Genomic DNA, 22,878 nt, shown 5'->3' with positions numbered 1-22,878 from the left:
ACCAGAACCTCGCCGGCCCGCGGGCCTTCAAGCTGTACGGTCATGACTTCCAGCGGTTTTCCAGCCTGAACGGCAACGGCGGCGCGAACGTCCATGGGTTTGCTTCCTTCCTGATTTCGTTTCAAAGTTCACATATTATTCGGTCAAATCATCCTGCCGATCAAAGAGACGCGTCCTCGACGTGGCACCAGACTGCCAACAGGGGTTCAGCAGTGCATCGCATCGCGAACTTCTTGCCAGCTTCATTGAAGAAGACGGTCCCTGGAGTGGCGCGGAGCCAATTGCTGTCGTCCAGGCAAACTTCGCCACCGGACAGAAGCAGGAATACACGTGAATGAAACTGCACGTGATCTGGGAAACGGCTATAGGGGGCCATCAAGGTCAGCCCGAGGCGCACGTCACTGCGTTCCTCAAGGCCACGAGGTCCGACAACGATCGCATGAGCGTGAGATTGCTCAAATCTGAGGCTTGCAAATGGGCCGGTCCGGCCGCTTCGCCAATTGAGCTGTTCTTTCAATTCCGCCAAGCCTCTTGCGCCGGCAGCAAATCGCGGCAGAGAGGCATGCAGATTAAAGAGTGCGCGCTCAAAATGCTCTGGTTTCAGCGGGGTGGCGGTATCGACGCGCCTGGCAGCACCTCGTTTTTCGAGTCTCTGGTATATCTTGCCCGCAATGTAACTTGCCATGACAGGAGCCTGGGACGACAAAAGGACGTCGCCAATTGCGTTGAGAACCTCCTGCAGAGCTCGGGGACGAAAACCTCCGCCAAGCACGGAGACCTGTCGTCGTATTGGCGCGCTGTCGTCATTGAGTAGCAGGTCCGCGCTCCGATTGAGTGGTGTCGAGACTTGCGGCATGTTTTTCTCCGCCGTGGATAAAACCGGACTGCGACTGAGGCAGCACGTTCATGGGTTGGATCGTCGCGGCTGTTAACACGAAAAAATAACTACGATCAAATTGAACTCTGCAGTTCCGGCAGGGCTTCGAAGAGATCGGCGACGAGTTCGTAGTCTGCGACCTGGAAGATCAGGGTCTCCTCGTCCTTGAGTTGCCTGAACTTCTTGGACGAGCCGAGTGCCCGGCCGCCCAAGATGATGATCTTTGACGAGGTCAGCTCCGGACGGTCGGAAGCCGACAGCGCGTCCTTGGAAGGTCGAAAGACCCGGATCGGAAATGGCCGGCATCGCCTCGACCGGGTCCGACCCGTTGGTCTCGGTAGCGGCGAGCCTGCACCGTCTGGATGGCGTTGCCGGTATAGATCGGCTGTTTGAAGGTGTCGGGCAAGCCTTGGCGCCCTTGCCGGCTACAGCACCGACGGCACTGCGTGAAGGTTGGCTGTCCGACATTTCGGACCGCTTTTCGTCAGAGGTCCTTGGCGATGCGCAACCCATCATAGATGGCAGCATGGGTGTTGCGAGCGGCCACAGCATCACCGATCCGGAAGAGTTGGAATCTCCCTTCAGGATTGCGCACAACTGCCTGGGGTTCGCCGGAGATCAATTGCTGTTGCGAAATTTCGCCGAGATTGGCGGAAAAGGGTTTTAGCTCGAAATAAAGTTCATCGAGCGGGATTGTCCCGTGGTTGATGACGACCTGGTCCACTGTGCGCTGCTTCGCGACACCGCCGTAGTCGCTGCCGACATGGGCAATGAGCTGATTGCCGTCCTTTTCGACCGCTTCAAGCCTGAAGGTCACGGTGAAGGTGACGTCGAGGTTCTGAAGCGACCGCATATAGGGCACCAGGTTCATCGCCATGACTTCCGGAGCGAAGGACCGGTCAGGTGTCATGATTTCCACCTTGGCGCCCGCCTTGGCAATGAACTCGGCAGCCTGCAGCCCTGCGTGGTCGCCCGCGTCGTCGAAGATAAGAACGTTGCTTCCTGGTTTCACGTCGCCTGAGATGATGTCCCAGGCCGAGACGACCAGTTCATTACCCGTGGAGAGGACGTCTGTATGCGGCATGCCACCGGTGGCGATGATCACCACGTCGGGCCTCTCCGTCTCCACCGTGTCGGCTTCCGCCCAGGTGTTGAAATGGAAGACCACCCCGTTCTTTTCGCACTGGTTCATCCGCCAGTCGATGATGCTGATCATTTCCCTGCGGCGCTCGCTTTGGGCCGTCAAGCGGATTTGGCCGCCGGGATCGTTGGCCGCCTCGAATACGACGACATCATGTCCGCGCTCGGCTGCAACCCTTGCAGCTTCAAGCCCTCCTGGGCCTGCGCCGATGACGACAACTTTCTTACGAATATCCGCCTTTTTGACCACATGCGGCATCGTCAGCTCGCGACCGGTCGCGGCATTGTGGATGCAATAGGCCGCCCCACCCTGGTAAATGCGGTCCAAACAGTAGTTGGCGCCGACGCAGGGCCGGATGTCCTCTTCGCGCTTTTCCATGATTTTGCGAACGATATGCGGATCCGTCATATGAGCACGAGTCATACCGATCATATCGACCTTGCCCGACGCAATCGCATGGCGGGCGGTTGCAACATCCGGGATTTTGGCGGCGTGGAAGGTGGGGAAATCCGTCGCGGCGCGAATTTCACCTGCAAAATCGAGGTGCGGGGAGTTCGCCATTCCCTGGATCGGGATGACATCTGTGAGGCCGGCGTCGGTGTCGATATGACCGCGGATCACATTCAAGTAGTCAATGAGGCCGCTTTCCTTGAGGCGCTTGGAAATTTCGAGGCCGTCAGCCTTGCCGGTGCCGCCGGGAAGACATTCATCAGCAGTGTAGCGTATTCCTAGAATGAATTCCTCTCCGACCCGTTTGCGGATCGCTTTTAGAACATCCAGACAGAAGCGCATGCGATTGTCGAGCGAACCACCGTAGGGACCTTCGAGTTCGTTTGTCAGCGGGGACACGAACTGGTCAAGCAGGTGTCCATAGGCCTCCAGTTCGACTCCGTCCATGCCCCCGGCCTTCATGCGTTCTGCAGCGTCGGCAAAATCCTTGATGATGCGCTCGATGTCCCAATCTTCGATCTTCTTGGGGAAAGCCCGGTGCGAAGCCTCGCGCTGATGCGACGGTGCGACAATGGGAAGCCAGTCGCCCTTGTCCCAGCGCGTGCGACGGCCGAGGTGAGTGAGCTGGATCATGATCGCTGCTCCTTCTTCATGGACCGCATCGGTCATTGCCTTCAGCCACGGCACGATCTCATCCTTGTAGGCGAGCAGGTTGTTGAAAACGGGCGGACTGTCTTTCGAAACAGCCGCAGAGCCGGCCGTCATCGTCATGGCGACACCGCCCTTTGCCCTTTCCACGGTGTAGGCGAGATAGCGCTCCTTGGGCATACCATCTTCAGGGTATGCCGGCTCGTGCGACGTCACGATGATGCGGTTGCGAAGCTTCAGGTGCTTGAGCTGATACGGCTGAAGGAGAGGATCGTTCGACATCTGTCGGGCTCCGGACTAGTACGGTTGTGCCTAGACGCTAAGCGGAAATGTACACATGTGTCAACCAACAAAACACTTAAGTCGTTTTTGTTGACATATGTGTACATTTTTCTTGTGTCGGATTTTGTTTTTTGTTAGGAGGTCAATCATGGAGCAGGCTTTGAACGATACCGGTTGGCGCGGATCGCAGGAGGGATGGCTGGAAGCGGCCTACGAATCTCTGCTGGAGTCGGGCGTTGATTCAGTGAAAATTCTCCCCCTGGCCAAGAAACTCAACCTTTCTCGGACGAGCTTCTATTGGTTCTTCAAGGATCGAGAAGAATTGCTTGTCGGCCTGATTGGGCGATGGCGAGAAAAAAACACAGGAAACATAATAAAGCAGAGTGAAGCCTACGCGGAATCACTTGCCGAGGCCATGCTTAACGTTTTTGACTGCTGGATCGATCAGAACTTGTTTGACTCCAAGTTCGAATTTGCAGTGCGCAGTTGGGCGCTGCAATCCGAAGAGATTCTTTTGGAAGTCCAGAAGGCAGATCAAGTTCGGCTTGAGGCGCTCAAGCGGATGTTCGTGCGCTTTGGATACGAGGAAACACCAGCCGACGTCCGAGCCCGGACGACCTATCTCGTTCAGATTGGCTACATCTCGATGCAGTCCCGCGAAGAGATCGCGGTGCGAATGAAGCGTATTCCCGAATATATCGCGATCTACACCGGCCAGATCCCCCAGCAAAGAGAGCTTGACCGCTTCTTTGCCAGGCATGGCTATAAACCGAAATGAGAAGAAGCGGATGCAGGACTCAATCAGGATCGGCGTGATCGGTGGCGGAGGGTGGCTTGGGAAAGCCCTTGCCAGCGCGATCCTCAACAAGGACGTTGTTGAGCACGAGGCACTCACGCTCTCCTACAGGCATGAGAGGCCCGCGTCTTTTCCGAACGTTCCCTGCACGCAAGACAACCAGGAACTTGCGGATCGATCGGACGTGATCATCGTTTCTGTCCGTCCGGCCGATTGGCCCTCTCTATTGGTCGACGCCCACGGCAAACTCGTCATCTCTGTTATGGCGGGAATCCGCCTGCATCAGCTTGCGGCACATCATCAAACGAGCCGGGTTGTCCGCGCCATACCCAACGCCGCCGCTGAAGTTGGCCGATCCTATACGCCCTGGATTGCATCAGGTGGCGTGGACGAGACCGATCGAAGCATCGCACGTCGCATCTTTCATGCTTTTGGCGTCGAAGACGAAGTGATTGGCGAAAGCGATATTGACTATTTGACTGGCTTGTCCGGGTCGGGGCCAGCGTTTCCGGCGCTGTTTGCCGCCGCGATGATGAAAGATGCCGTCGACCACGGTCTTCCCATAGATATCGCACGGCGCGCCGTGAACACGGTGCTGATAGGGTCCGGGGCTTTGCTCGAGCATCGAGATGAGTGTCCGAACAACGTCGTTAATTCGTTTCTCAATTATCGAGGCACGACCGCAGCGGCGATCGAGGCGATGCGCGCTTTTGGCCTGGAATCCGCCGTTTCGGAAGGACTTTCGGCAGCATCCAAAAAATCGGTGAGTATGGGAGACGTCTCCTGACGACCGCCTGCGCGAGCTAACGCAGCGCCCCGCTTCAAAAAAGCGCCGCTCAACAAAGGGAACGATAATGAACAAACTCCTTGCATCAACATGCCTGATGTTCGGCCTTCTCGGCGCAACATCGCTTGTCAGCGCCGCAGAATGTGGAAGCGTGACGATTGCCAGCATGAATTGGCAAAGCGCAGAGGTTCTTTCGAACCTCGACAAGATTATTCTGAATGAAGGCTATGGATGTAACGTTGACATCACCGTTGGTGACACGGTTCCGACCATTACTTCGATGGCGGAGAAGGGCCAGCCGGATATCGCGCCCGAAGCTTGGATCGACCTTCTGCCGGATGTCGTGAAGAAAGGAACGGAAGAGGGTCAGATCATTCAAGTCGGCTCCCCTCTTCCTGATGGCGGCGTTCAAGGCTGGTGGATACCGAAGTATCTTGCCGAGGCTCATCCCGACCTCAAGACAATCCCCGACATGCTGAAGCACCCCGAACTTGTCCCAGATGCGGAGGATTCGAAGAAGGGCGCGATTTTCAACGGGCCCCAGGGTTGGGGAGGAACGATCGTCACTTCGCAACTCTACAAGGCTTTCGACGCTGACAAGGCGGGTTTCACCCTTGTTGACACTGGTTCGGCTGCCGGCCTCGATGGGGCGATTGCAAAAGCCTATGAGCGCCAGCAGGGCTTTGCGACATATTACTGGGCTCCCACTGCGCTTCTGGGCAAGTATGAAATGGTAAAGCTTGATGCCGGTGTGCCCCATGATGCGCCCGAATGGAAGCGATGCAACACCGTGGCCGATTGCCCTGATCCGAAGCCGAATGCCTGGCCCGTCGACAAGGTCGTAACCCTTGTGGCGAAACCATTCTCGGAAAAGGTCGGTCCTGCAGTCATGAGCTATCTCGAAAAGCGCTCCTGGAGCAATGACACGGTCGGCAAGTTGATGGCCTGGATGACTGAAAATCAAGCGTCCGGCGAAGATGGCGCGAAACACTTCCTGAAAGAGAACAAGAACCTCTGGAGCAAGTGGGTCTCGCCTGAAGCAGCAAAGAAAATCGAAGCTTCTCTATAAGTCCTGTGTGCGGTGCGTATCCATGCGCACCGCATACGCTCGCCACGATCTGCGTAAGACAATGTTACGCCGCTCGGACTGGACGTCCGCGTGTCGAAGTGGGCGATGTTGGCGCCGTTTCAATGGCGCTTTTTGCGGTATGGAACGCTCTGCATCGAGTTCGAGCAAGCCGCAAGAAAGCGTGTGTCGCCAAGCGAAAGCCAGGGCCGGCTTCGAACCGACAACAAAGACCGATCCTTATGGTCCATGAACGCTGGTCGGAGCCAGCACCCTTGGGCTGCCGAAGTCTGTGATCACGTTCGGTGGTCTTCGGCCTCACAAAGAACACGTTGGGCCGATTGCAGGTCCGATGTCGCGAACCCTTCGGTAAACTTGTGATAGAGGGGCGCGAGCAGGTCATGAGCTTCGCCGCCCCGATTCTCCCCGATCTGTAGCCGGCCGAGACTTGTCGCCGCGCGCAACTCCCACAAGTCGGCGTGTTGCCCTCGGGCGACATCAATCGCGTGCCGGAGCCGTTCCTCCACCCTGGCTCGATCAACCGTCGGCAACTGCAGCATCAGTTCGCCTGACAGCCGATGGAGCTCCGCCTCGTACCACCGCTCGCCAGTTTCGCGCACCCGACCCAGCGCGTCGGTCAGCAAATCCAACCCCGTCTTCGCTTTGCCGGCTCGGGTTTCAAGGTGCGCGAGCAAGCTTAGAAAAAATGGAACCAGGAATCTCGCTCCAGTCATCTGCCACGACCCCAAACCTTCTTGAACCTGAGTGATGGCCGCCTGTAACTCGCCTGTCTCTCCCAAGGTCCAGCCTCGAATGACCATTCCTGCCCCAAGAAAGTGTGGAGAGCCCTGCGCTCCCGCGAGTGTGATCAGTGAGTCTGCTCGGTCCCGTGCCTCTCGCCAGTCGCCGCGAAGCTGCGACAGGATGCAGCCATAAAGCAGGGCATAGCCGAGGGTGTTGCGGTGGGACAGTTCCCTTGCGTCCGTCAACGCCTCGTCGCTCTTCGTCTGGGCCTGAACGGGATAGCCAAGAGCGAACAGCGTCCATGATAGGACGGACGCCCCTGCTACCCGGGGGTCCTGGGCGAACAGGAAGGCGAGGGAGCGGTGTTGCTGCGGGTCATAAAGGGCGAGCGACCTCTCCAGATATTCGCGGGCGATGACCAACTCGCCGCGAAGGAATGCATCGGTTCCAGCGATGCGGTTGCCGACAGTCTCAGCCGATACATCCCCTTCTTCTCGGGCGCGAAGGAGCAGCTCCTCTCCTGCCTTTCGCCCCGCCTCCAACTCCGCGCGCACGACGTGGAAGGCCCAGTCCCCGTAGAGGACGGGCAAGAGCCGATTTGAGCCACCGAGCTGCCCGCATAATTCGCGCGCTCGCGCGTTGCTACGCCCGACCTCCGGCGCTGCCCAACCCTTGGCAATCATCAGGGCCACGCCAAGAGCGACTTGCAGCTCGAGTTCCTGCCGGCGCCGTGCAGCATCATCAGGTAGGGGTTCAAGCAGTTCCAGCCCTCTTGTCAGATGGGTAATCGCTTCCGCCGTTGCGGAGCGCGCAATCGCGGCTTGCCCGGCCCTGATCCAGTAACCGATCGCCAGTGCAGGCAGTCCCGCCTCCGAGTAGTGCTGGGCTAAAAGTTCTGGTTGCCCCTGGACGATCTCCGGGAATCCATGCTCGATCGCCCTGGCGATCCCGGCGTGCAAGCGCAGCCGTTTCGTCCGCACAAGCGTCGCATACGCCGCATCGCGTACAAGCGCGTGCTTGAAGCTGTAGGTCGCCTGCGAAGAAACCCCGTGGCGGAACACCAATCCCGACGCAATAAGGGCGGCCAGCGCATCCTCCACCTCGCTCTTCGGCAACGCCGCGGCTGCCACGAGCAACTCGTGTGAGAATTCTCGTCCGATTGCGGCTGCAAGCTGCGCTACCTCCCTAGCAGAGACGAGTCGGTCGAGCCGAGCCAAAAGCGACTCCTGAAGCGTGGCTGGAATTGGAATAGCTGACAGCGGACTGGCAAGAGAGTAATGGTCGCCCTCGTCCTTGAGCATGTTGGTCTCAATCACGGCCCGCGTCAGCTCTTCCAGGAACAGAGGCACGCCGTCTGTCTTTGCGATGATGTCATCCAGTACTTCGGCGGGCAGCTCCCTGCCACCGGTCAGCCTCTCGACCATAGCTGTGCCCTGCCGTCGGCTCAAACGACTAAGCGTCAGCGCAGTGACATGGGCATAGCCCAGCCACGGTGGCAGGAACTCAGGACGAAACGTGATAACCACCAGTACCCGCGAGCCCTGCACGCGGTCAATCACCCGATCGAGCAACTCCAGCGAGGTCGGATCCGCCCAATGAATATCTTCATACACGGCCAAGACAGGCTGATGTGCCGCGAGCCCCATGAGTTGATCGACTAACACCTCCAGCGTCTGCTCCTTCTGCAGATGCGGATTCAACTCCAAGGGTGGATAGCGATCACCTGCTGGAATCGACAGCAGCGCCGCGAGCAAAGGGGCAACGCCGGCGACATCTTCAGTTGAAAGCGCGAGCAGCCCCTCGAGTTTGTCCAGTTTCACTTCGGAGGGATCGCCTGCAGCGAACCCGGCCGCCCGCTTCAGGAGGCCAATCACCGGATGAAGCGGGCTGCTCTGATAATACGGCGAGCAATAGTGATTGACTGTCGTATGCGGTTCGCTTTCCACCCGCCGCCGCAGGGCCCGGACAAGGCGCGACTTGCCGATGCCGGGCTCGCCCGCAAGCAGCACAACCTGGCCTTCGCCTTCCTTAATTGCTTCCCAGTGCTTCAGCAGGAGTCCAATCTCACGGTCGCGACCGACCAGCGGGGTCAGGGCCGACCCGTGCAAGGCTTCGAAACGGCTTTCCACAGCGCTTTCACCGAGCACGCGCCAAGCGCGTACGGAACCAGGGAAACCCTTCAGTGGTTGGAAACAAAGTTCGTCAAGATCAAAAAAAGCACCGATTAACTGCCTCGTACGGGATGCCACCACCACGGTTCCAGGTTCGGCCAGACTTTGCAGCCGCGCCGCTAGATTGGGCGTGTCGCCGACGACTGCCTCCTCACGTGCTGCACCTTCACCAACCAGCTCACCGACAACCACCAGGCCGGTGGCGATGCCGACCCGAGCTTGAAGCATCCCACCATGCGGTGGTCGCAGATCCCGAACTGCCTCGACTGCCGCCAGCCCCGCCCGCACGGCCCGTTCGGCCTCATCCTCGTGAGCACGCGGATAACCGAAATATGCAAGGACTCCATCGCCCATATACTTTGCAACGTGCCCCTCGAACCGCGCAATTGCGCCCGCCACCGCCCTCTGATAGTGGCGCAGCAATTCGCTCATCTCCTCTGGGTCAAGCCGTAGCGAGAGCGCAGTCGACTCGACGAGGTCGACGAACATCACGGTGAGTTGGCGGCGTTCCGCTCCGGTGGCGACTGATCTATCGCCGGCTGGCCTGGATACCTGTTGAACGGTCTCGCGCAGCTTTGCAATCGAAGCGAGTAGTTTGCGGCGGTGCCCTACTGAAATGACTCCGAGCCCAATCAGGTCTTCGGCGGTAAGGTCCCGAAGTATTTCCGCGTCGATGTCATTTTGCCGGAACGCTTCCTCGTACTGTTCCAGGCCTTGATCGCGCAGCCAGGAACCGACCTTCATGGCTCCTCCTCCATCTGCTCGGACCACATGTCCTACAGCATACGCCAGAAGCCTTTGAGCGGCACGGAGAAACTATTTTGAGACGTTCGGATATATACGAAGGCGACCTGATGAGGCCAGAACCTGCTGTTGGTGGTATTTGCTTATGCCGGAAAAGTGCGCTTCATGTTTTTCAGGGAGCGCGGAGCTTGAGACATGCCGGTGGCGTCAGCTTCGAGCAGGCCTCATCGTGTCGTCATGCTCGCGACCAGATCGCTGAACCTCTCGCCTTGTATTCCGACATGTACCCGCAATAGGCGGCGAGCCTCCTCGCCGTTTCCGGCGAAAATTGCATCGACAATGGCGCAATGTTCGCAAAAGGACGTCGACAAGCGGTTTCGCACGCGTAGCTGAAGCCGCCGATAGGGGCGCAGACGCCGATGCAGTTGCAGGCACTGCTCCTCGAGGAATTCGCTGCGGCTTGCTGCGTAGATGGCCTTATGGAATTCCTCGTTGTCGTAATAATAGGCGTCGCTGTCGCCGGCCCCGGCCGATAGCTCACAGCGCCTGTGGGCGGCCGTGATTGCCGCACGGGATTCGTCGTCCAGCCGGCGGGCGGCGAGCGATCCAGCAAGACCTTCGAGCTCCGCCATGACCTCGAACATCTCGAAAATCCTGTGCGGCGCCGGATCGATGACGACCGCCCCGCGGCGCGGGCGAATCTCGATAAGTCCAATCGCATTGAGCTGCATCAGCGCTTCACGGACGGGTGTGCGCGATACACCGAAGCGGGTGGCGAGCACCATTTCATCGAGCCGTTCGCCTGGCGCGAACTCATTGGAAAGAATAGCATTTTCAATCTCGTCTCGCAGCCATCTTCCAACATTTTCAGACATGTCTTTCCACCTCATAATACCCAAACCAATTTCTTGTATACACGATCATTGACATTGTACGCGATATGCGCCAGTTTAAATACTATAGCTCGAAGTCTTTCAAATGAGAACCGTGGCGACCGGGTCGCTTTGCGGCCACGAAGCAGGAGGAGAACGGCATGCCTGGAACCTCATTTTTCAGCGACATGCTGCAAAACATCACCGATCGCGGACGCAAGCTTTTGTTTGCGGATTCACGCAAGCCAACAGATGCAACAAAAGTCGATTTCGAAACGCTCTGCGAAATGCTGATGTCGAGCCGGGGCGAGGCGTCCGGTATGGCCATTGCTGCCGAGATCCTCGATCGGTGGAGCAAGCTCGATGCCGACGGCGTGCGGCAGTTTCTGCAGATGCTCTATGACAAGTTCGGGCCAGACACGGCCAAACTCGATCAGGCGATCAAAAACTATCTTGCGGAAAAGAACTCCGCGACGATCACGGCGCTCCATGAGGCAGCTGAACCGCGGCGCCAGGAACTCCTGCGTCGGTTGAACCAAGCGCCCAATGGTACGGCCAAGCTGGTCCAGATGCGTCAGCAACTTCTCGCTTTAACCGCGCAAGCGGACGAATATCGCGCCATCGACGCTGATTTCGTCCACCTGTTCGGCTCCTGGTTCAATCGCGGCTTTCTCACTCTTCGACCCATCGACTGGTCGACGCCGGCGCACATTCTCGAAAAGATCATCAAGTACGAAGCCGTGCACGAAATCGCCAATTGGGAGGAGTTGCGCCGCCGACTGGCGCCAGCCGACCGTCGCTGCTTTGCCTTTTTCCATCCTCGCCTCGCCGACGAGCCGCTTGTCTTCGTCGAGGTTGCACTCACGCGGTCGGTACCAAACACCATCGCGGACGTGCTCGACGAAGGCAGAGAGCAGATCAACGCCGACGAGGCGACGACGGCTGTCTTTTATTCGATCTCCAATTGCCAGGACGGCTTGCGCGGAATTTCCTTCGGCAATTTTCTGATCAAGCAGGTCGTCGAGGACTTGCGGCGAGACCTGCCCGGATTGAAGAATTTTGTGACGCTGTCGCCCGTGCCAGGCTTTGCCCGCTGGCTTGCCAATCAGCGTGCCTCGACCGCCAGCCCCTTGCCGTCGGATGCCGATCAAAAGGCCCTTGCGCGACTTGACGACCCGAAATGGGCAGACGACAAGGCCAAGGCGGCCGAGGTGGAGCGCGTATTGCTGCCTCTTGCGGCGCGCTATTTTTTGATCGAACGCACGCCGCAGGGTCGCCTGCTTGATCCCGTCGCCCGTTTCCATCTCGGCAACGGAGCGCGATTGGAAAGATTGAATTTTCTCGGCGACCGCTCGGCCCGGGCAATGGCTCAGGCCCACGGCCTGATGGTCAACTATCTCTACAAGCTCGACGACATCGTAGCCAACCACGAGGCCCTGGCGCAGCGTGGCGAAGTTGCAGCCTCACCGGCCGTCAAAAATCTCCTCGACCGCAGCGGGGACGCCACAAAAGTCGTCAGGCTTCGCGGACTTTCACGCGAACCGTAAAACAGCAATTGGAGGAGCGCGACATGAGCAACCATCTTTTCGACGCCATACGGGCCGCCGCACCCGGCAATGCGCCATTCATCCGCATCAATGGCGGACGGATTTGGACCTACGATGAGGCGCTCGATCTTTCAGGACGCATCGCCAGTGCGATCGACGCCCTCGGTATTCGTCCCGGCGATCGGGTTGCCGTGCAGGTGGAAAAGAGTGCCGAAGCCCTAATCCTCTACCTGGCCTGCCTTCGCTGTGGCGCCGTCTATCTGCCCCTGAATACAGCTTACACGCTCGCCGAACTCGACTACTTTATTGGTGATGCCGAGCCGCGCCTGGTTGTGGTCTCGCCGGCTCAGCGTGAGGCGGTGGCAGCAATTGCAAAGGCTCATGGCGCAATCGTCGAAACGCTTGACGCCGACGGTACGGGCTCGTTGCTCGATCTTGCAAGGGACGAACCAGTCGATTTCGTGAATGCGTCACGTTCAGCAGATGATCTGGCGGCTATCCTTTACACCTCAGGAACCACGGGTCGCTCCAAGGGGGCGATGCTCACGCATGGAAATCTCCGTTCAAACGCCACGACCTTGCGCGATTGCTGGCGCGTGACTTCCGGCGACCGTCTGATCCACGCACTACCCATCTTCCACACGCACGGGCTGTTCGTTGCCACCAACGTCACGTTGCTTGCCGGTGCCTCGATGTTCCTGCTGTCGAAATTCGATGCAGACGAGGTCGTGGCGCTGATGCCGCAGGCTACCATGTTGATGGGTGTCCCGACCTTTTACGTGCGCCTCCTGCAGAGCCGTCGCCTCGACAAGCAGGCGGTCGCGAATATGCGCCTCTTCGTTTCTGGTTCGGCGCCGCTGCTTGCCGAAACGCATGTCGAGTTCGAAAAACGCACCGGTCATGCCATCCTTGAGCGCTACGGGATGACAGAAACCAACATGAATACGTCCAATCCCTATGACGGAGCGCGGATCGCCGGAACCGTCGGCTTTCCCCTTCCCGGAGTGACGGTGCGCGTTACAGATCCTGCCACCGGCGCCGTGCTGCCACCCGATGAAACCGGGATGATCGAAATCAAGGGGCCGAACGTCTTCAAGGGCTATTGGCGAATGCCGGAAAAGACGGCAGCCGAATTCACTTCCGACGGGTTCTTCATCAGCGGCGACCTCGGCAAGATCGACAAGGACGGCTATGTCCATATTGTCGGTCGTAGCAAGGACCTGGTGATTTCCGGCGGATACAACATCTACCCCAAGGAGGTCGAAGGCGAGATTGATCAACTCGATGGCGTCGCCGAAAGTGCCGTCATCGGAGTTCCACATCCTGACTTCGGAGAGGGCGTCACGGCCATCGTGGTGCGCAAAACCGATTCGGCGCTTGACGAAGGCGCCATTCTTCATGCGCTCCACGACCGGCTCGCTCGTTACAAGCAGCCCAAGCGCATTATCTTCGCCGAGGACTTGCCGCGCAATGCCATGGGCAAGGTCCAGAAGAACGTCCTTCGGCAGAAATACGCCGACCTTTACGCAAAAACCTGATCCGCCTGTGCGCCTTCTGGGAGGACGGCGCGCAGACATTTTCAATTGTTGCAAACGAAAAGCTGCCGGCGCGAGAGCGCCGGAGGGAGGGGAATCATGAGCATCGAAATACTATCCATACTCTTGCTGATCGGCATGTTTGTCGTCGCAACGATCCAGCCAATCAACATGGGCGCACTTGCCTTTGCCTGCACGTTCGTACTCGGAACGGTCATCATCGGGATGAAAGCTACCGATATCTTCGCAGGCTTTCCAAGCGATCTGTTCCTGACCCTGGTCGCCGTCACCTACCTTTTTGCGATTGCGCAAATCAACGGCACCATCGACTGGCTTGTCGAATGTGCCGTCCGTCTGGTGCGAGGACATGTCGCATGGATTCCCTGGGTGATGTTCATGGTCGCAGCGATCATCACCGGCTTTGGAGCACTGGGGCCGGCAGCCGTGGCCATCCTTGCGCCGGTGGCGCTGAGCTTTGCCGTGCAATACAGGATCCACCCTGTGATGATGGGCCTGATGGTCATCCATGGCGCACAGGCCGGCGGCTTTTCGCCGATCAGTGTCTATGGCGGAATTACCAACCAGATCGTCGCAAAAGCGGGCCTGCCCTTGGCTCCGACGTCGCTGTTCCTCTCCAGCTTCTTCTTCAATCTGGCGATTGCCGTACTGGTGTTCTTCGTTTTTGGCGGTGCGCGAGTGATGAAGCAGCAATCGGTATTGTCCGGCCCCTTGCCCGAACTGCACCCTGAAGGCGTATCGGCATCGATCCGGGGCCATGGGGGTACGCCCGCAAAGCCGCTCAGAGAGCATGCCTATGGCACGGCCGCCGACACAGCTGCAACATTCCGCCTCACCAGCGAACGGATATCCACCCTGATCGGCTTGACGGCTCTTGGCATCGGTGCCCTGGTCTTCAAGTTCAACGTGGGTTTGGTCGCCATGACTGTCGCTGTCGCTCTGGCACTGCTGTCACCAAAAACCCAAAAGGCGGCAATCGACAAGGTGAGCTGGTCGACCGTGCTGCTGATTGCCGGCATCATTACCTATGTCGGCGTCATGGAAAAGGCCGGGACGGTCGACTATGTCGCGCACGGCATTTCAAGTCTGGGCATGCCGCTCTTGGTTGCGCTGCTGCTATGCTTCACAGGCGCCATCGTCTCGGCCTTTGCATCCTCGACAGCGCTCCTTGGTGCCATCATTCCCTTGGCGGTGCCTTTCCTGCTGCAAGGTCATATCAGCGCCGTCGGCGTAGTAGCGGCAATCGCGATCTCGACAACGATCGTTGATACCAGCCCGTTTTCCACCAATGGCGCACTCGTCGTTGCCAACGCCCCGGATGACAAACGCGAGAAGGTGCTGCGTCAACTGCTGATTTACAGCGCCCTGATCGCGATCATCGGGCCTCTGGTTGCCTGGTTGGTCTTCGTCGTGCCTGGCGTTGTCTGACGCAGCGCGCCGCAGCCGAAAGGAACCGCCTGCCGACGATGAAACGACCGGCGCCCGTCAGATCCCATGGGCGCCGGTAAAGCGTGCCTGGTGCATGACTACGGCCCAGCCGGCCGCAATTCGGCTGTGCAGCCCACGCCAACCGCAGCTACACGGAATGCGGCTCGGTCAGATCGCCGGATCGTCGAGGCATGTAGTGGAATACATAAGTCGTTAACGCAAGCAGCGGCCGGCTACTATGACGAGGCGGTCTCAAATGCCCCCATGTGCGCTCAGATCAAGATACGATCGAGTGCGTCTTTCACTCTTGGCATGTCGGCCCGCTGCAGGGGCAGGATTGGCCGTGGAGGCGCGGGGCGGCAAAGGCCAAGGATGTCAGCTATCGCATACATTACGCGGAAGCTGCCGAACTCCTTGAAGAGCCTCCATAAAGGTTGAAAGGCCTGATCGAGGCGCTTGACCTCGCAGACGTCTCCTGCTTGGGCTGCTCGCGTGAGAGCAACGGCTTCGGACGGCAACAAGCCTCCGATTACGCTGTACCAGGCGTCGCAGCCCGCCAGCAGTGCATCAGCTGCGCCCCAATCGCCACTGTAGCCGATTGCGAAACCGTCCGGTGTGGAGCTTCGCAAACGCGCAAGTTCAGCCTTAACATCCCCATCGGCGGGAAGCGGCATTTTCGCGGCGACAATGTTCGGTGCGCTCGCCAGACGGACGATCAGATCGTCGGTGAAGGTGAAGCGCGTGGTGCTCGGGTTGTTGTATATGCACAAGGGCAGCTCACCCGCGTCCGCAACCGCCAAAATATGCTGAAACACTTCCTCTTCCGTCAGGGGAGTATAGGACATGGGTGCCAACAGAAGACCATGCGCTCCCGCCTTCCTGGCATCACGGGCATGCGCCTGGGCCTCGTCGGTTCTCAACGCGCCGACACCGACGATGACCGGTATCTTCCCGCCAACGCACGCCATTGCCGCCTCAACGGCACGCTGCCGCTCGTGTCTCGAAAGAAAAGCGTAACCGCCGGTGCTTCCCAGCAGTCCGATCGAGTCGACGCGAGCCGCAGAAATGCGTTCGAGGAGGCGTGCAAGCGCAGCCGTGTCGACACATCCGAAGGCATCCGTGGGCGTGATGGAAAAGGCCGAGAGGCCAGCAAAGAGCTTCATGATGTTTCTCCCATACCTTACGTGCGCGCCAGTAGCAGCCGGAGACCGGCAACGCCGAAAAACAGGGCCAGTACTCCTTCGATCCAGCGCCTCGCCAGGCGGTACAAGCGCACCATGGGTGCGGTCGAGAAGATGACCGCATAGCCGCAAAAGATGGTCACGCTCAACACCGCGCAACCGCCAAGGATCGCTGCAAGGGTGTGCCATGACGAATTCGGGCCGAGACCCAGAGTTACCAAGGCGATCCACGCAAGGATCGATTTCGGATTGCTCAGATGCATGAGTAAGCCGCGCCGGTAGAGCTCGGTTCCCGACACTGCGGCGCCATTTGCCCCCTTTTGCGACACAGTCTGATCGCCCGAGGCAAGCGCGGCTTTGCCCGCCTTGAAGGCAAGATAAAGAAGATAAAGACCGCCGAAGATTTTGAGTACAATCAGCGCTTCCGCATAGCGGGTCAGGACTGCCGAGACACCTGTTGCAGCCATCGCACCCCAGAAGATCGAACCGCTGACCACGCCGGCAGCGAGTATGAGGGCTGCACGCCGGCCGTTATGCATCGCCACCCCCATGATGCGCATATTGCTGGGGCCCGGGCTTCCGGCGGCTATTACATAGGCGGTGTAGACGATCAGGAGATGGTGGAGTTCGGAAGACAAGCTGAGGCCCAATCACTGTTGGCTGTTAGGGAAGGTCGATCGAAGCGTAACGTGCAAACCGGGCGCCTGTCTCTATCTTTGGGCGAACGATCGAATTTTTTATGACGTCGCCGAAAGCAGATAGCGGGCGGTGCAATCCCGGCCTATGCGGACCTCGCGGCAGATCGGCGGCTACATTTCCCTCAACAGGTTAAAGGCAATCAGCCACATTGTAAAAGTAATGAGCGTTTCCAGAATTCGCCACGATGCCGGCTTCGAGAAGATCGGCCGTAGCCAGGTCGCACCGTAGCCAAGCGAAAAGAAGAACAGAAGCGAGCCGGTTGCGGCTCCCGCCGCGAACGACACCTCGTATCCAGGAAACCGGGTCGAGATGGTGCCAAGCAGCACGACCGTATCGAGGTAGACGTGCGGGTTGAGCCAGGTAAGAGCAAGACAGGTCGCAAGGGTCGCTCGAAAATTCGGTAGAGCCGCCTCCTGCACCGTGAGCGCTCCCGACGAGCGAAAGGCAGAATAAAGGCTTTTTGCGCCATACCAGATCAAGAACGCCGCTCCTCCATAGCGCATTGCCGGATCGAGCCAGGGCAGCAACGCGCTGATCTGCCGGAAACTGGTCACCCCCAAGGTAATGAGCAAGGCGTCCGACAGCCCACATGCGAGGCAGACGGCGAATACATGCTCGTTGCGCAGGCCCTGGCGCAGCACGAACGCGTTCTGCGCACCAATCGCAACTATCAGGCTGAGCCCCATCATGAGGCCGGTCCCAAAAACTGGAAAATTCACCTTGAAACGCTCCCGAAATATCGAGACTTTCCGCTATCGCATCCCGTCAATTTAGTATAATTAATGCTGCTAATCCTGATTAAGCAAAACTAATGATCGATTACTCCGCTCTCCGCGCCGTTTCGGCGGTCGTTCAAACAGGCAGCTTCGAAAAGGCCGCAGGCATTCTCAATGTGACGCCCTCGGCCGTCTCGCAGCGGGTGAAACAGCTTGAGGAACGTCTTGGCATCGTCTTGGTCGCGCGCGGCACTCCCTGCACTGCAACGGAGAAGGGAGAATGGCTCTGCCGGCACATGGAGAATGTCGGAATGCTCGAAGCCGACCTGTTCAAGCGTCTGCCCGCCCTCGTGGATCCGGCAAAACCCGAGGCGAGGGTGACGCTGCACATTGCGACGAATGCCGACAGTCTTGGAACATGGTTCCTGACCGCCATGTCAAGTTTCGCCAGACGCTCTGCGTATCTCTTCAATATTGCGATTGATGACGAGGATCATACCGCCGAATGGCTACGGCGTGGGCAGGTAGTCGCTGCCGTCACCAGCCTGGAGAAGCCGGTTCAGGGCTGCCGACGAATGTTTCTCGGCGCGCTCCGCTATCATGCAACGGCAAGCCCCGATTTCGCCGCCCGGCATTTTTCAAAGGGCGTAACGGCAGGGGCCATTGGCAATGCGCCCGCGTTGACCTTCAATCAAAAGGACCGGCTCCAGAGCCGTTGGATACGTCAGGTGCTCGCAGAAGACCTCAGCCCTCCGACCCATTGGCTGCCTTCGACGCAGGCGTTCATCGAGGCCAGCCTTTCCGGCATGGGATGGGGCATGAATCCGGCCCACCTCGTGCGCGAGCACTTGGAGTCCGGGCGTCTCGTAGAATTGATTGCACAAACGCCACTGGACGTTCCTCTGTACTGGCAAATGAACCGTCATGCAGCAGATCGGCTGGTCGACTTGACGCGAGAAGTCACGACCGTAGCCAAGCATCATCTGCTGGGCTGAAACGCGCGCTAGTCTAAAATCGGGAACTTCGCGTCCAGAGGGATCGGAAGCGGCGAAAATTGTCCTTTCTAAGCCCGAGCGACTTGCGATTGGCTTTGTGCCAGTATCCACGCCCTGAAAGCATCCATGGCAGGTGTCGGCTCCTTGCTCTGAAGCCTGGTGAGCCAGTAGCTGCCGGTAGAAATCAAATAGGGAAAAGGCTGAACAATTGTGCCAGCTGCCAGTTGACGATCGAACATAAGCGGTGGCGCCAGGGCAACGCCAGCGCCCTGAATTGCGGCCTCCATCATCGAGAGCGAAGAATCGAACACCATTCCTCTTAGTGGCGAGGGCGGATTTTGAACCCCGGCGGCTGCAAACCATTTCGGCCATTCATCACTGCGATAGGACATCAACAGTGTGTGCCGCATCACTTCGTCCGGCGATGATAGCTGGGCTGCGATATCCGGATTGCACAAAACCGATAGGCGAGCCACGAAAAGCTCGCTTGCGTCCAGACCATGCCATGCGCCGGATCCGAAGCGGATTGCAAAATCAAGTCCTTCTGCCGCAATGTCGACACGATTGTTATTGGTCGAGAGCCGAAGATCGACGAAAGATGCGTGGCTGGCAAAGTCGGTGAGGCGTGGCAGCAGCCAGCCGACTGCAAAGGTTCCAACCGCCCCAACCGTCAGGACCTCTCGGGCCTGGCCGCCTTCGAAGCGGTCAAGCGCGCTTCCGATACGGTCGAAGACATCCCGCACGACCGGAAGCAGTGACAAACCTTCCTCGGTAATGAGCAAGCCGCGCGGAAGCCGGCGGAAAAGTGATACTTTCAACATCTCTTCGAGACGCTTTACCTGATGACTGACAGCTGCCTGCGTGACGCAGAGTTCAATTGCTGCTCGGGTGAAACTGAGATGTCTGGCCGACGCCTCGAAAGCGCGAAGCGCGTTGAGCGGCAATCGAGATCGATCCATCGAAAACCCAAAAAATCTAATGCACAGTCGAATATCATCGTTTGCTGCAACAAAGCTAGGTCCCTACAGTCGCGCTAGCGAACCTGATGAAATCATCGAGGTGGCGTGTCGGTCTGCACCTCGTGAGGCCGACGCCGGTAGAGATTTTCAGTTGCACGCGGAAACCTTAGGGTCAATGCGATGCGAAGGATTCGTATCCTGCGCGTCTTTCAATGGCAGGCAAAATCGCCTGCTGAGATAGGAGAATAGGTGGGCTTTTTATCCCAGGCCGGCGGCGACGTTGCCATTCGAAAATATGCGGTCTTGCTCCTGTCGCAGCCTCCACAGCTCGGAACTTGCATCGATTTCGACGTCACCACATAAGATCACGTTTCCCCCCGATACCGGTCGAGATAGCCTGCGGTTGGCGGCGAGATAAAAAGGCACCGGGCTTTCGGCCGACATCGCCTGCGCCGGCACCATCCTGCCGGAAACGTTGGTAATCGAATGATGGTGGCCGCTTGCCGCAAGCAGCGTCCCCGCGGGCAGGTCGGCATCGGCATGCGCGACGAGGTCAATGACCGGCTTCGGCTCCTCGGCCCCGCTCGACACGCCCTTGAGACCAACCTCCAGGATGCTGCTTGCCGCCTCGATGCCCAGGAGGTGGCGTGGCAGGTAGAGCATTGCGGTGCGCCCCGACCTGCTGACCACGTGCCCCTTTTCAGCAAGCATGGCCCATGTCTGTGCATCGTTGCATTCGACGGTAACGAAGACGCCACCGGCGAAGCTGACTTCGCCAGGGCGCCGAAGGCAATGAAACACGTCAAGACTTGTCTTGCGAGTGAGCAGGCCACCCTCCTCCACCGGAGAGAAGAAGTCTGCCACTTCGCCGATCCGAGCGATGGGGGCGTGCAGGTCCAGCCGATCCACTGTGAAGCCGGTCGCATTGGCAACAAGGGTCAGTTCGCAAAGGTCGGGCACCGCCCTCTGGGGCAGCGCTGCGGCTGCTTGCGCCCTGCCCGCGGCAACATCTGCGGCAGCCAGGTCACCCAGCTCGAGCCAAGCGGCAAACTCCGGCACGCAGACCGACGTGCCGTTGCAGGTCAGGACGTTTTCGGCCGGATCATAGACGAAGTCGTATTCGCTGGATTTGCCGGCAGCGATGATGTTCAGACCGAGAACCTGGGCCCAGCTGATGAGCCCCATGAGAAGGCTTGGCTGGTCGCCATCGACAGGGGTTACCAGCACATTGTTGCGGCGTGCCCGCGCAGCGAGACCAGGGCCTACCACGCTGTCGACCTCCTTTGAAACGAGCGCCACATGCTTGCTAGCATCGATGGCAAGGCGCGCATGCCGCGCGCCGGCTTCGGGATGGCCAGTCGCCTCGACAACCACGCTAAACGGCAGACCAAGCACTGTCTCAAGGTTGTCCGTCGCGATGAACAGATGCTCGGCCCAGGCAGCCGCGGCCTCCTCTTTTGTCCGGCAAAGGGCGATTTCATCGGCAGGTACCCCGATCGAATGGAGTGCAGCCACTGCAGTTTTCGAGGAAAGATCGACCGCGACACGCGTGCTGACGAGCGGCGTTCTGCGGCTCTGGGCAAGGAAGCTGCGCCCGAAGGCGCCGGTGCCGACGATGCAGCATTCAACGGGGGCGGCGCCTTTGGCAAAGTAGCTATGGTAGTTCATGATCACTCCAACCTCGTAAGAAATAGCGGCGGCCGGCCCTAGTGGGCCGAGCCTGCCGCACCCCGTCGCCGCAACCGGGAGAGCAGTTTGACGGCCTGGGGAATGACGACGAGCGCCAGCGCCAGCGTGGTAATGGTCCCGACAAGCGGATTAGAGAAGAAGACGCCAAGGGAGCCGTCCGAGATGATCATCGATTGATGGAAGGCATTTTCAGCCTTATGGCCAAGCACCATGGCAAGCACCAGCGGGGCAATGGGGAATTCAAGCTTGTTGAAGACGAAGCCTAGGACGCCGAAGACGAGCACCAGCCAAAGGTCGAACGTCTCGCTGGAGACGGTATAAGCGCCCACGAAGCAGATCGCGACGATGACTGGCCCGATGATCGAAAACGGAATGCGCAGGAGCGCTGCAAACATCGGTACCGTGGCAAGGACTAAAATTACGCCGACGATGTTCGACACGTACATGCTGGCGATCAAGCCCCAGACGAAATCGGGCTTCGTTGTGAAGAGCATCGGTCCAGGCGTGAGGCCCCAGATCATCAGTCCTCCCATCATTACGGCAGCAGTCGCCGAACTCGGCAAGCCGAGCGCCAGCATTGGCAGCATCGCGCAAGTTCCCGCCGAATGATCGGCCGTTTCTGGCGCAACGATCCCTTCGGCCCGCCCGCTGCCAAAGGCCTGGCCCGGCTTGGAGCACTGCCGTGCGATGCCATAGCTCATGAATGACGCCGCAGTTGGCCCCCCCGGAGTAATCCCCATCCAGATCCCGACCGCGCAGGAGCGGATGACTGTGGTGAGGTATCTGGGCAGTTCAGCGATAGTGCGGAGCACGTCGCGCAGATCGATCCTTGACGAGAGGCCGCGAAATTTGTGGCCGTCCTGGACCGTCGCGAGGATTTCGCCAATCCCGAAAAGTCCGATGACGACCACAAGGAAGCTGATGCCGCCAATGAGCACGTCGAGCCCGAATGTCAGACGAAGCGATCCGGTGACGGTATCCATGCCAACTGTCGAGAAGAGAAGACCAAGTCCCAACGAAACCACCGTTTTCAACGGAGCAGCGCTGCCCATCCCGACGAAAGCGCAGAAGGCAAGGAAATAGACGGCGAAATATTCCGGTGCGCCGAATCGCAAGGCGAAGCCAGCTGCCCACGAAGACAGCAGCGTAATGACAACAACCCCGGCAAGCGCACCGATGCCCGCCGACATGAAGGCAAGTGTCAGCGCGCGCGTGGGCTGGCCTGCGCGGGCCATCGGATAGCCATCAAACGTCGTGGCGACCGAACTCGGCTCACCGGGAATGTTGAAGAGGATGGAGGTCGTCGACCCCCCGAAGAGGGCACCCCAGTACATCGACGCGAGCAGGATGATGGCCGACACCGGATCCATCGAGAACGTCAGCGGAATGAGCAACGACACGCCATTCGGCGCGCCAAGGCCCGGCAGTACGCCGACGATCAAGCCAAGCATCACGCCCACCACCATGAGCATGATGTGGTAGGGCGTCAAAGCGATCTGGAATCCGTCCAGCAGCAGCCCAAAATTTCCCATC

The 22,878-nt window shown here is 58.9% G+C and carries 17 protein-coding genes and 2 pseudogenes; 7 read left to right on the top strand and 12 right to left on the bottom strand.

Features of this window, described 5'->3' with window-relative positions; genetic code table 11:
- From EV130_RS32860 to EV130_RS04180, 4 genes and pseudogenes are all read right to left on the bottom strand, one after another.
- Positions 1–95 (bottom strand): annotated as a pseudogene (locus tag EV130_RS32860) (GNAT family N-acetyltransferase); the annotation flags it as partial.
- Between the two features lie 65 nt (positions 96–160).
- Complete coding sequence (locus EV130_RS04190; RefSeq protein WP_237358647.1) at positions 161–685, bottom strand: dimethylsulfonioproprionate lyase family protein; 525 nt, start codon at positions 683–685, stop codon at positions 161–163.
- 266 nt (positions 686–951) lie between these two features.
- A pseudogene (locus tag EV130_RS04185) lies at positions 952–1,277 on the bottom strand (hypothetical protein); the annotation flags it as partial.
- Positions 1,278–1,361: 84 nt separating this feature from the next.
- Positions 1,362–3,398 (bottom strand): NADH:flavin oxidoreductase, encoded by a 2,037-nt coding sequence (locus EV130_RS04180; protein WP_132659368.1) that lies wholly within the window; start codon positions 3,396–3,398, stop codon positions 1,362–1,364.
- A gap of 148 nt (positions 3,399–3,546) precedes the next feature.
- On the opposite strand from EV130_RS04180, the gene EV130_RS04175 reads away from it, so the two are divergent.
- The 3 genes from EV130_RS04175 to EV130_RS04165 all read left to right on the top strand — a co-directional run bounded on the left by EV130_RS04175 (position 3,547) and on the right by EV130_RS04165 (position 6,050).
- Complete coding sequence (locus tag EV130_RS04175) at positions 3,547–4,176, top strand: TetR/AcrR family transcriptional regulator (RefSeq protein ID WP_074064200.1); 630 nt, start codon at positions 3,547–3,549, stop codon at positions 4,174–4,176.
- A gap of 10 nt (positions 4,177–4,186) precedes the next feature.
- Positions 4,187–4,981 (top strand): pyrroline-5-carboxylate reductase family protein, encoded by a 795-nt coding sequence (locus EV130_RS04170; RefSeq protein ID WP_132659366.1) that lies wholly within the window; start codon positions 4,187–4,189, stop codon positions 4,979–4,981.
- 67 nt (positions 4,982–5,048) lie between these two features.
- Positions 5,049–6,050: an ABC transporter substrate-binding protein gene (locus EV130_RS04165; protein ID WP_074064198.1), complete on the top strand. Its 1,002-nt coding sequence runs from the start codon at positions 5,049–5,051 to the stop codon at positions 6,048–6,050.
- 293 nt (positions 6,051–6,343) lie between these two features.
- Here EV130_RS04165 and EV130_RS04160 read toward each other — a convergent pair whose 3' ends face one another.
- Positions 6,344–9,706, bottom strand: a complete 3,363-nt coding sequence (locus tag EV130_RS04160) for an AAA family ATPase (protein ID WP_132659364.1) — start codon at positions 9,704–9,706, stop codon at positions 6,344–6,346.
- Positions 9,707–9,930: 224 nt separating this feature from the next.
- Complete coding sequence (locus EV130_RS04155; protein ID WP_132659362.1) at positions 9,931–10,581, bottom strand: GntR family transcriptional regulator; 651 nt, start codon at positions 10,579–10,581, stop codon at positions 9,931–9,933.
- Between the two features lie 158 nt (positions 10,582–10,739).
- Between EV130_RS04155 and EV130_RS04150 the strand changes: the two genes are divergently transcribed.
- The 3 genes from EV130_RS04150 (at position 10,740) to EV130_RS04140 (ending at position 15,106) form a co-directional block, all read left to right on the top strand.
- Positions 10,740–12,125 carry a malonyl-CoA decarboxylase gene (locus EV130_RS04150; protein WP_132548890.1) on the top strand — a complete coding sequence of 462 codons (1,386 nt, stop codon included), beginning with the start codon at positions 10,740–10,742 and terminating at the stop codon, positions 12,123–12,125.
- Positions 12,126–12,148: 23 nt separating this feature from the next.
- Positions 12,149–13,663, top strand: a complete 1,515-nt coding sequence (locus EV130_RS04145) for a malonate--CoA ligase (protein ID WP_132548893.1) — start codon at positions 12,149–12,151, stop codon at positions 13,661–13,663.
- A 96-nt stretch (positions 13,664–13,759) separates the two neighbouring features.
- Positions 13,760–15,106: an SLC13 family permease gene (locus EV130_RS04140; protein WP_132659360.1), complete on the top strand. Its 1,347-nt coding sequence runs from the start codon at positions 13,760–13,762 to the stop codon at positions 15,104–15,106.
- 272 nt (positions 15,107–15,378) lie between these two features.
- On the opposite strand, the gene EV130_RS04135 is transcribed toward EV130_RS04140, so the two are convergent.
- From EV130_RS04135 to EV130_RS04125, 3 genes are all read right to left on the bottom strand, one after another.
- Complete coding sequence (locus EV130_RS04135) at positions 15,379–16,269, bottom strand: dihydrodipicolinate synthase family protein (RefSeq protein ID WP_132659358.1); 891 nt, start codon at positions 16,267–16,269, stop codon at positions 15,379–15,381.
- Positions 16,270–16,286: 17 nt separating this feature from the next.
- The gene (locus EV130_RS04130; protein ID WP_132659356.1) at positions 16,287–16,925 is read right to left on the bottom strand and encodes a LysE family translocator; all 639 of its coding nucleotides are present in this window, start codon (positions 16,923–16,925) and stop codon (positions 16,287–16,289) included.
- A gap of 171 nt (positions 16,926–17,096) precedes the next feature.
- Entirely contained in the window at positions 17,097–17,705 is a 609-nt protein-coding gene (locus EV130_RS04125) for a LysE/ArgO family amino acid transporter (RefSeq protein ID WP_132659354.1), read from the bottom strand.
- Positions 17,706–17,797: 92 nt separating this feature from the next.
- Between EV130_RS04125 and EV130_RS04120 the strand changes: the two genes are divergently transcribed.
- The gene (locus tag EV130_RS04120) at positions 17,798–18,697 is read left to right on the top strand and encodes a LysR family transcriptional regulator ArgP (protein WP_132659352.1); all 900 of its coding nucleotides are present in this window, start codon (positions 17,798–17,800) and stop codon (positions 18,695–18,697) included.
- Between the two features lie 68 nt (positions 18,698–18,765).
- Here the strand turns inward: EV130_RS04120 and EV130_RS04115 are convergent, their stop codons facing one another.
- From EV130_RS04115 to EV130_RS04105, 3 genes are all read right to left on the bottom strand, one after another.
- Positions 18,766–19,656 carry a LysR family transcriptional regulator gene (locus EV130_RS04115; RefSeq protein WP_074064189.1) on the bottom strand — a complete coding sequence of 297 codons (891 nt, stop codon included), beginning with the start codon at positions 19,654–19,656 and terminating at the stop codon, positions 18,766–18,768.
- A 258-nt stretch (positions 19,657–19,914) separates the two neighbouring features.
- Positions 19,915–21,324, bottom strand: a complete 1,410-nt coding sequence (locus EV130_RS04110; RefSeq protein ID WP_132659350.1) for an NAD(P)H-dependent oxidoreductase — start codon at positions 21,322–21,324, stop codon at positions 19,915–19,917.
- 38 nt (positions 21,325–21,362) lie between these two features.
- A complete protein-coding gene (locus EV130_RS04105) occupies positions 21,363–22,877 on the bottom strand; it encodes a tripartite tricarboxylate transporter permease (RefSeq protein ID WP_132548905.1) in 1,515 nt (504 codons plus the stop codon).
- Position 22,878: the final 1 nt, after the last annotated feature.

Origin of the sequence: Rhizobium azibense (genome assembly GCF_004342325.1) — a bacterium.
In the GTDB taxonomy this organism is placed as follows: Bacteria; Pseudomonadota; Alphaproteobacteria; order Rhizobiales; family Rhizobiaceae; genus Rhizobium; species Rhizobium etli_B.
This window is presented reverse-complemented; position numbering and strand designations above follow the sequence as displayed.

Coding starts and splice junctions, on each gene's coding strand:
- EV130_RS04190 (WP_237358647.1), bottom strand. CDS start 685: ATGGCAAGTTACATTGCGGGCAAGATATACCAGAGACTCGAAAAACGA.
- EV130_RS04140 (WP_132659360.1), top strand. CDS start 13,760: ATGAGCATCGAAATACTATCCATACTCTTGCTGATCGGCATGTTTGTC.
- EV130_RS04120 (WP_132659352.1), top strand. CDS start 17,798: ATGATCGATTACTCCGCTCTCCGCGCCGTTTCGGCGGTCGTTCAAACA.
- EV130_RS04150 (WP_132548890.1), top strand. CDS start 10,740: ATGCCTGGAACCTCATTTTTCAGCGACATGCTGCAAAACATCACCGAT.
- EV130_RS04155 (WP_132659362.1), bottom strand. CDS start 10,581: ATGTCTGAAAATGTTGGAAGATGGCTGCGAGACGAGATTGAAAATGCT.
- EV130_RS04160 (WP_132659364.1), bottom strand. CDS start 9,706: ATGAAGGTCGGTTCCTGGCTGCGCGATCAAGGCCTGGAACAGTACGAG.
- EV130_RS04175 (WP_074064200.1), top strand. CDS start 3,547: ATGGAGCAGGCTTTGAACGATACCGGTTGGCGCGGATCGCAGGAGGGA.
- EV130_RS04105 (WP_132548905.1), bottom strand. CDS start 22,877: ATGGGAAATTTTGGGCTGCTGCTGGACGGATTCCAGATCGCTTTGACG.
- EV130_RS04165 (WP_074064198.1), top strand. CDS start 5,049: ATGAACAAACTCCTTGCATCAACATGCCTGATGTTCGGCCTTCTCGGC.
- EV130_RS04135 (WP_132659358.1), bottom strand. CDS start 16,269: ATGAAGCTCTTTGCTGGCCTCTCGGCCTTTTCCATCACGCCCACGGAT.
- EV130_RS04170 (WP_132659366.1), top strand. CDS start 4,187: ATGCAGGACTCAATCAGGATCGGCGTGATCGGTGGCGGAGGGTGGCTT.
- EV130_RS04180 (WP_132659368.1), bottom strand. CDS start 3,398: ATGTCGAACGATCCTCTCCTTCAGCCGTATCAGCTCAAGCACCTGAAG.
- EV130_RS04115 (WP_074064189.1), bottom strand. CDS start 19,656: ATGGATCGATCTCGATTGCCGCTCAACGCGCTTCGCGCTTTCGAGGCG.
- EV130_RS04145 (WP_132548893.1), top strand. CDS start 12,149: ATGAGCAACCATCTTTTCGACGCCATACGGGCCGCCGCACCCGGCAAT.
- EV130_RS04110 (WP_132659350.1), bottom strand. CDS start 21,324: ATGAACTACCATAGCTACTTTGCCAAAGGCGCCGCCCCCGTTGAATGC.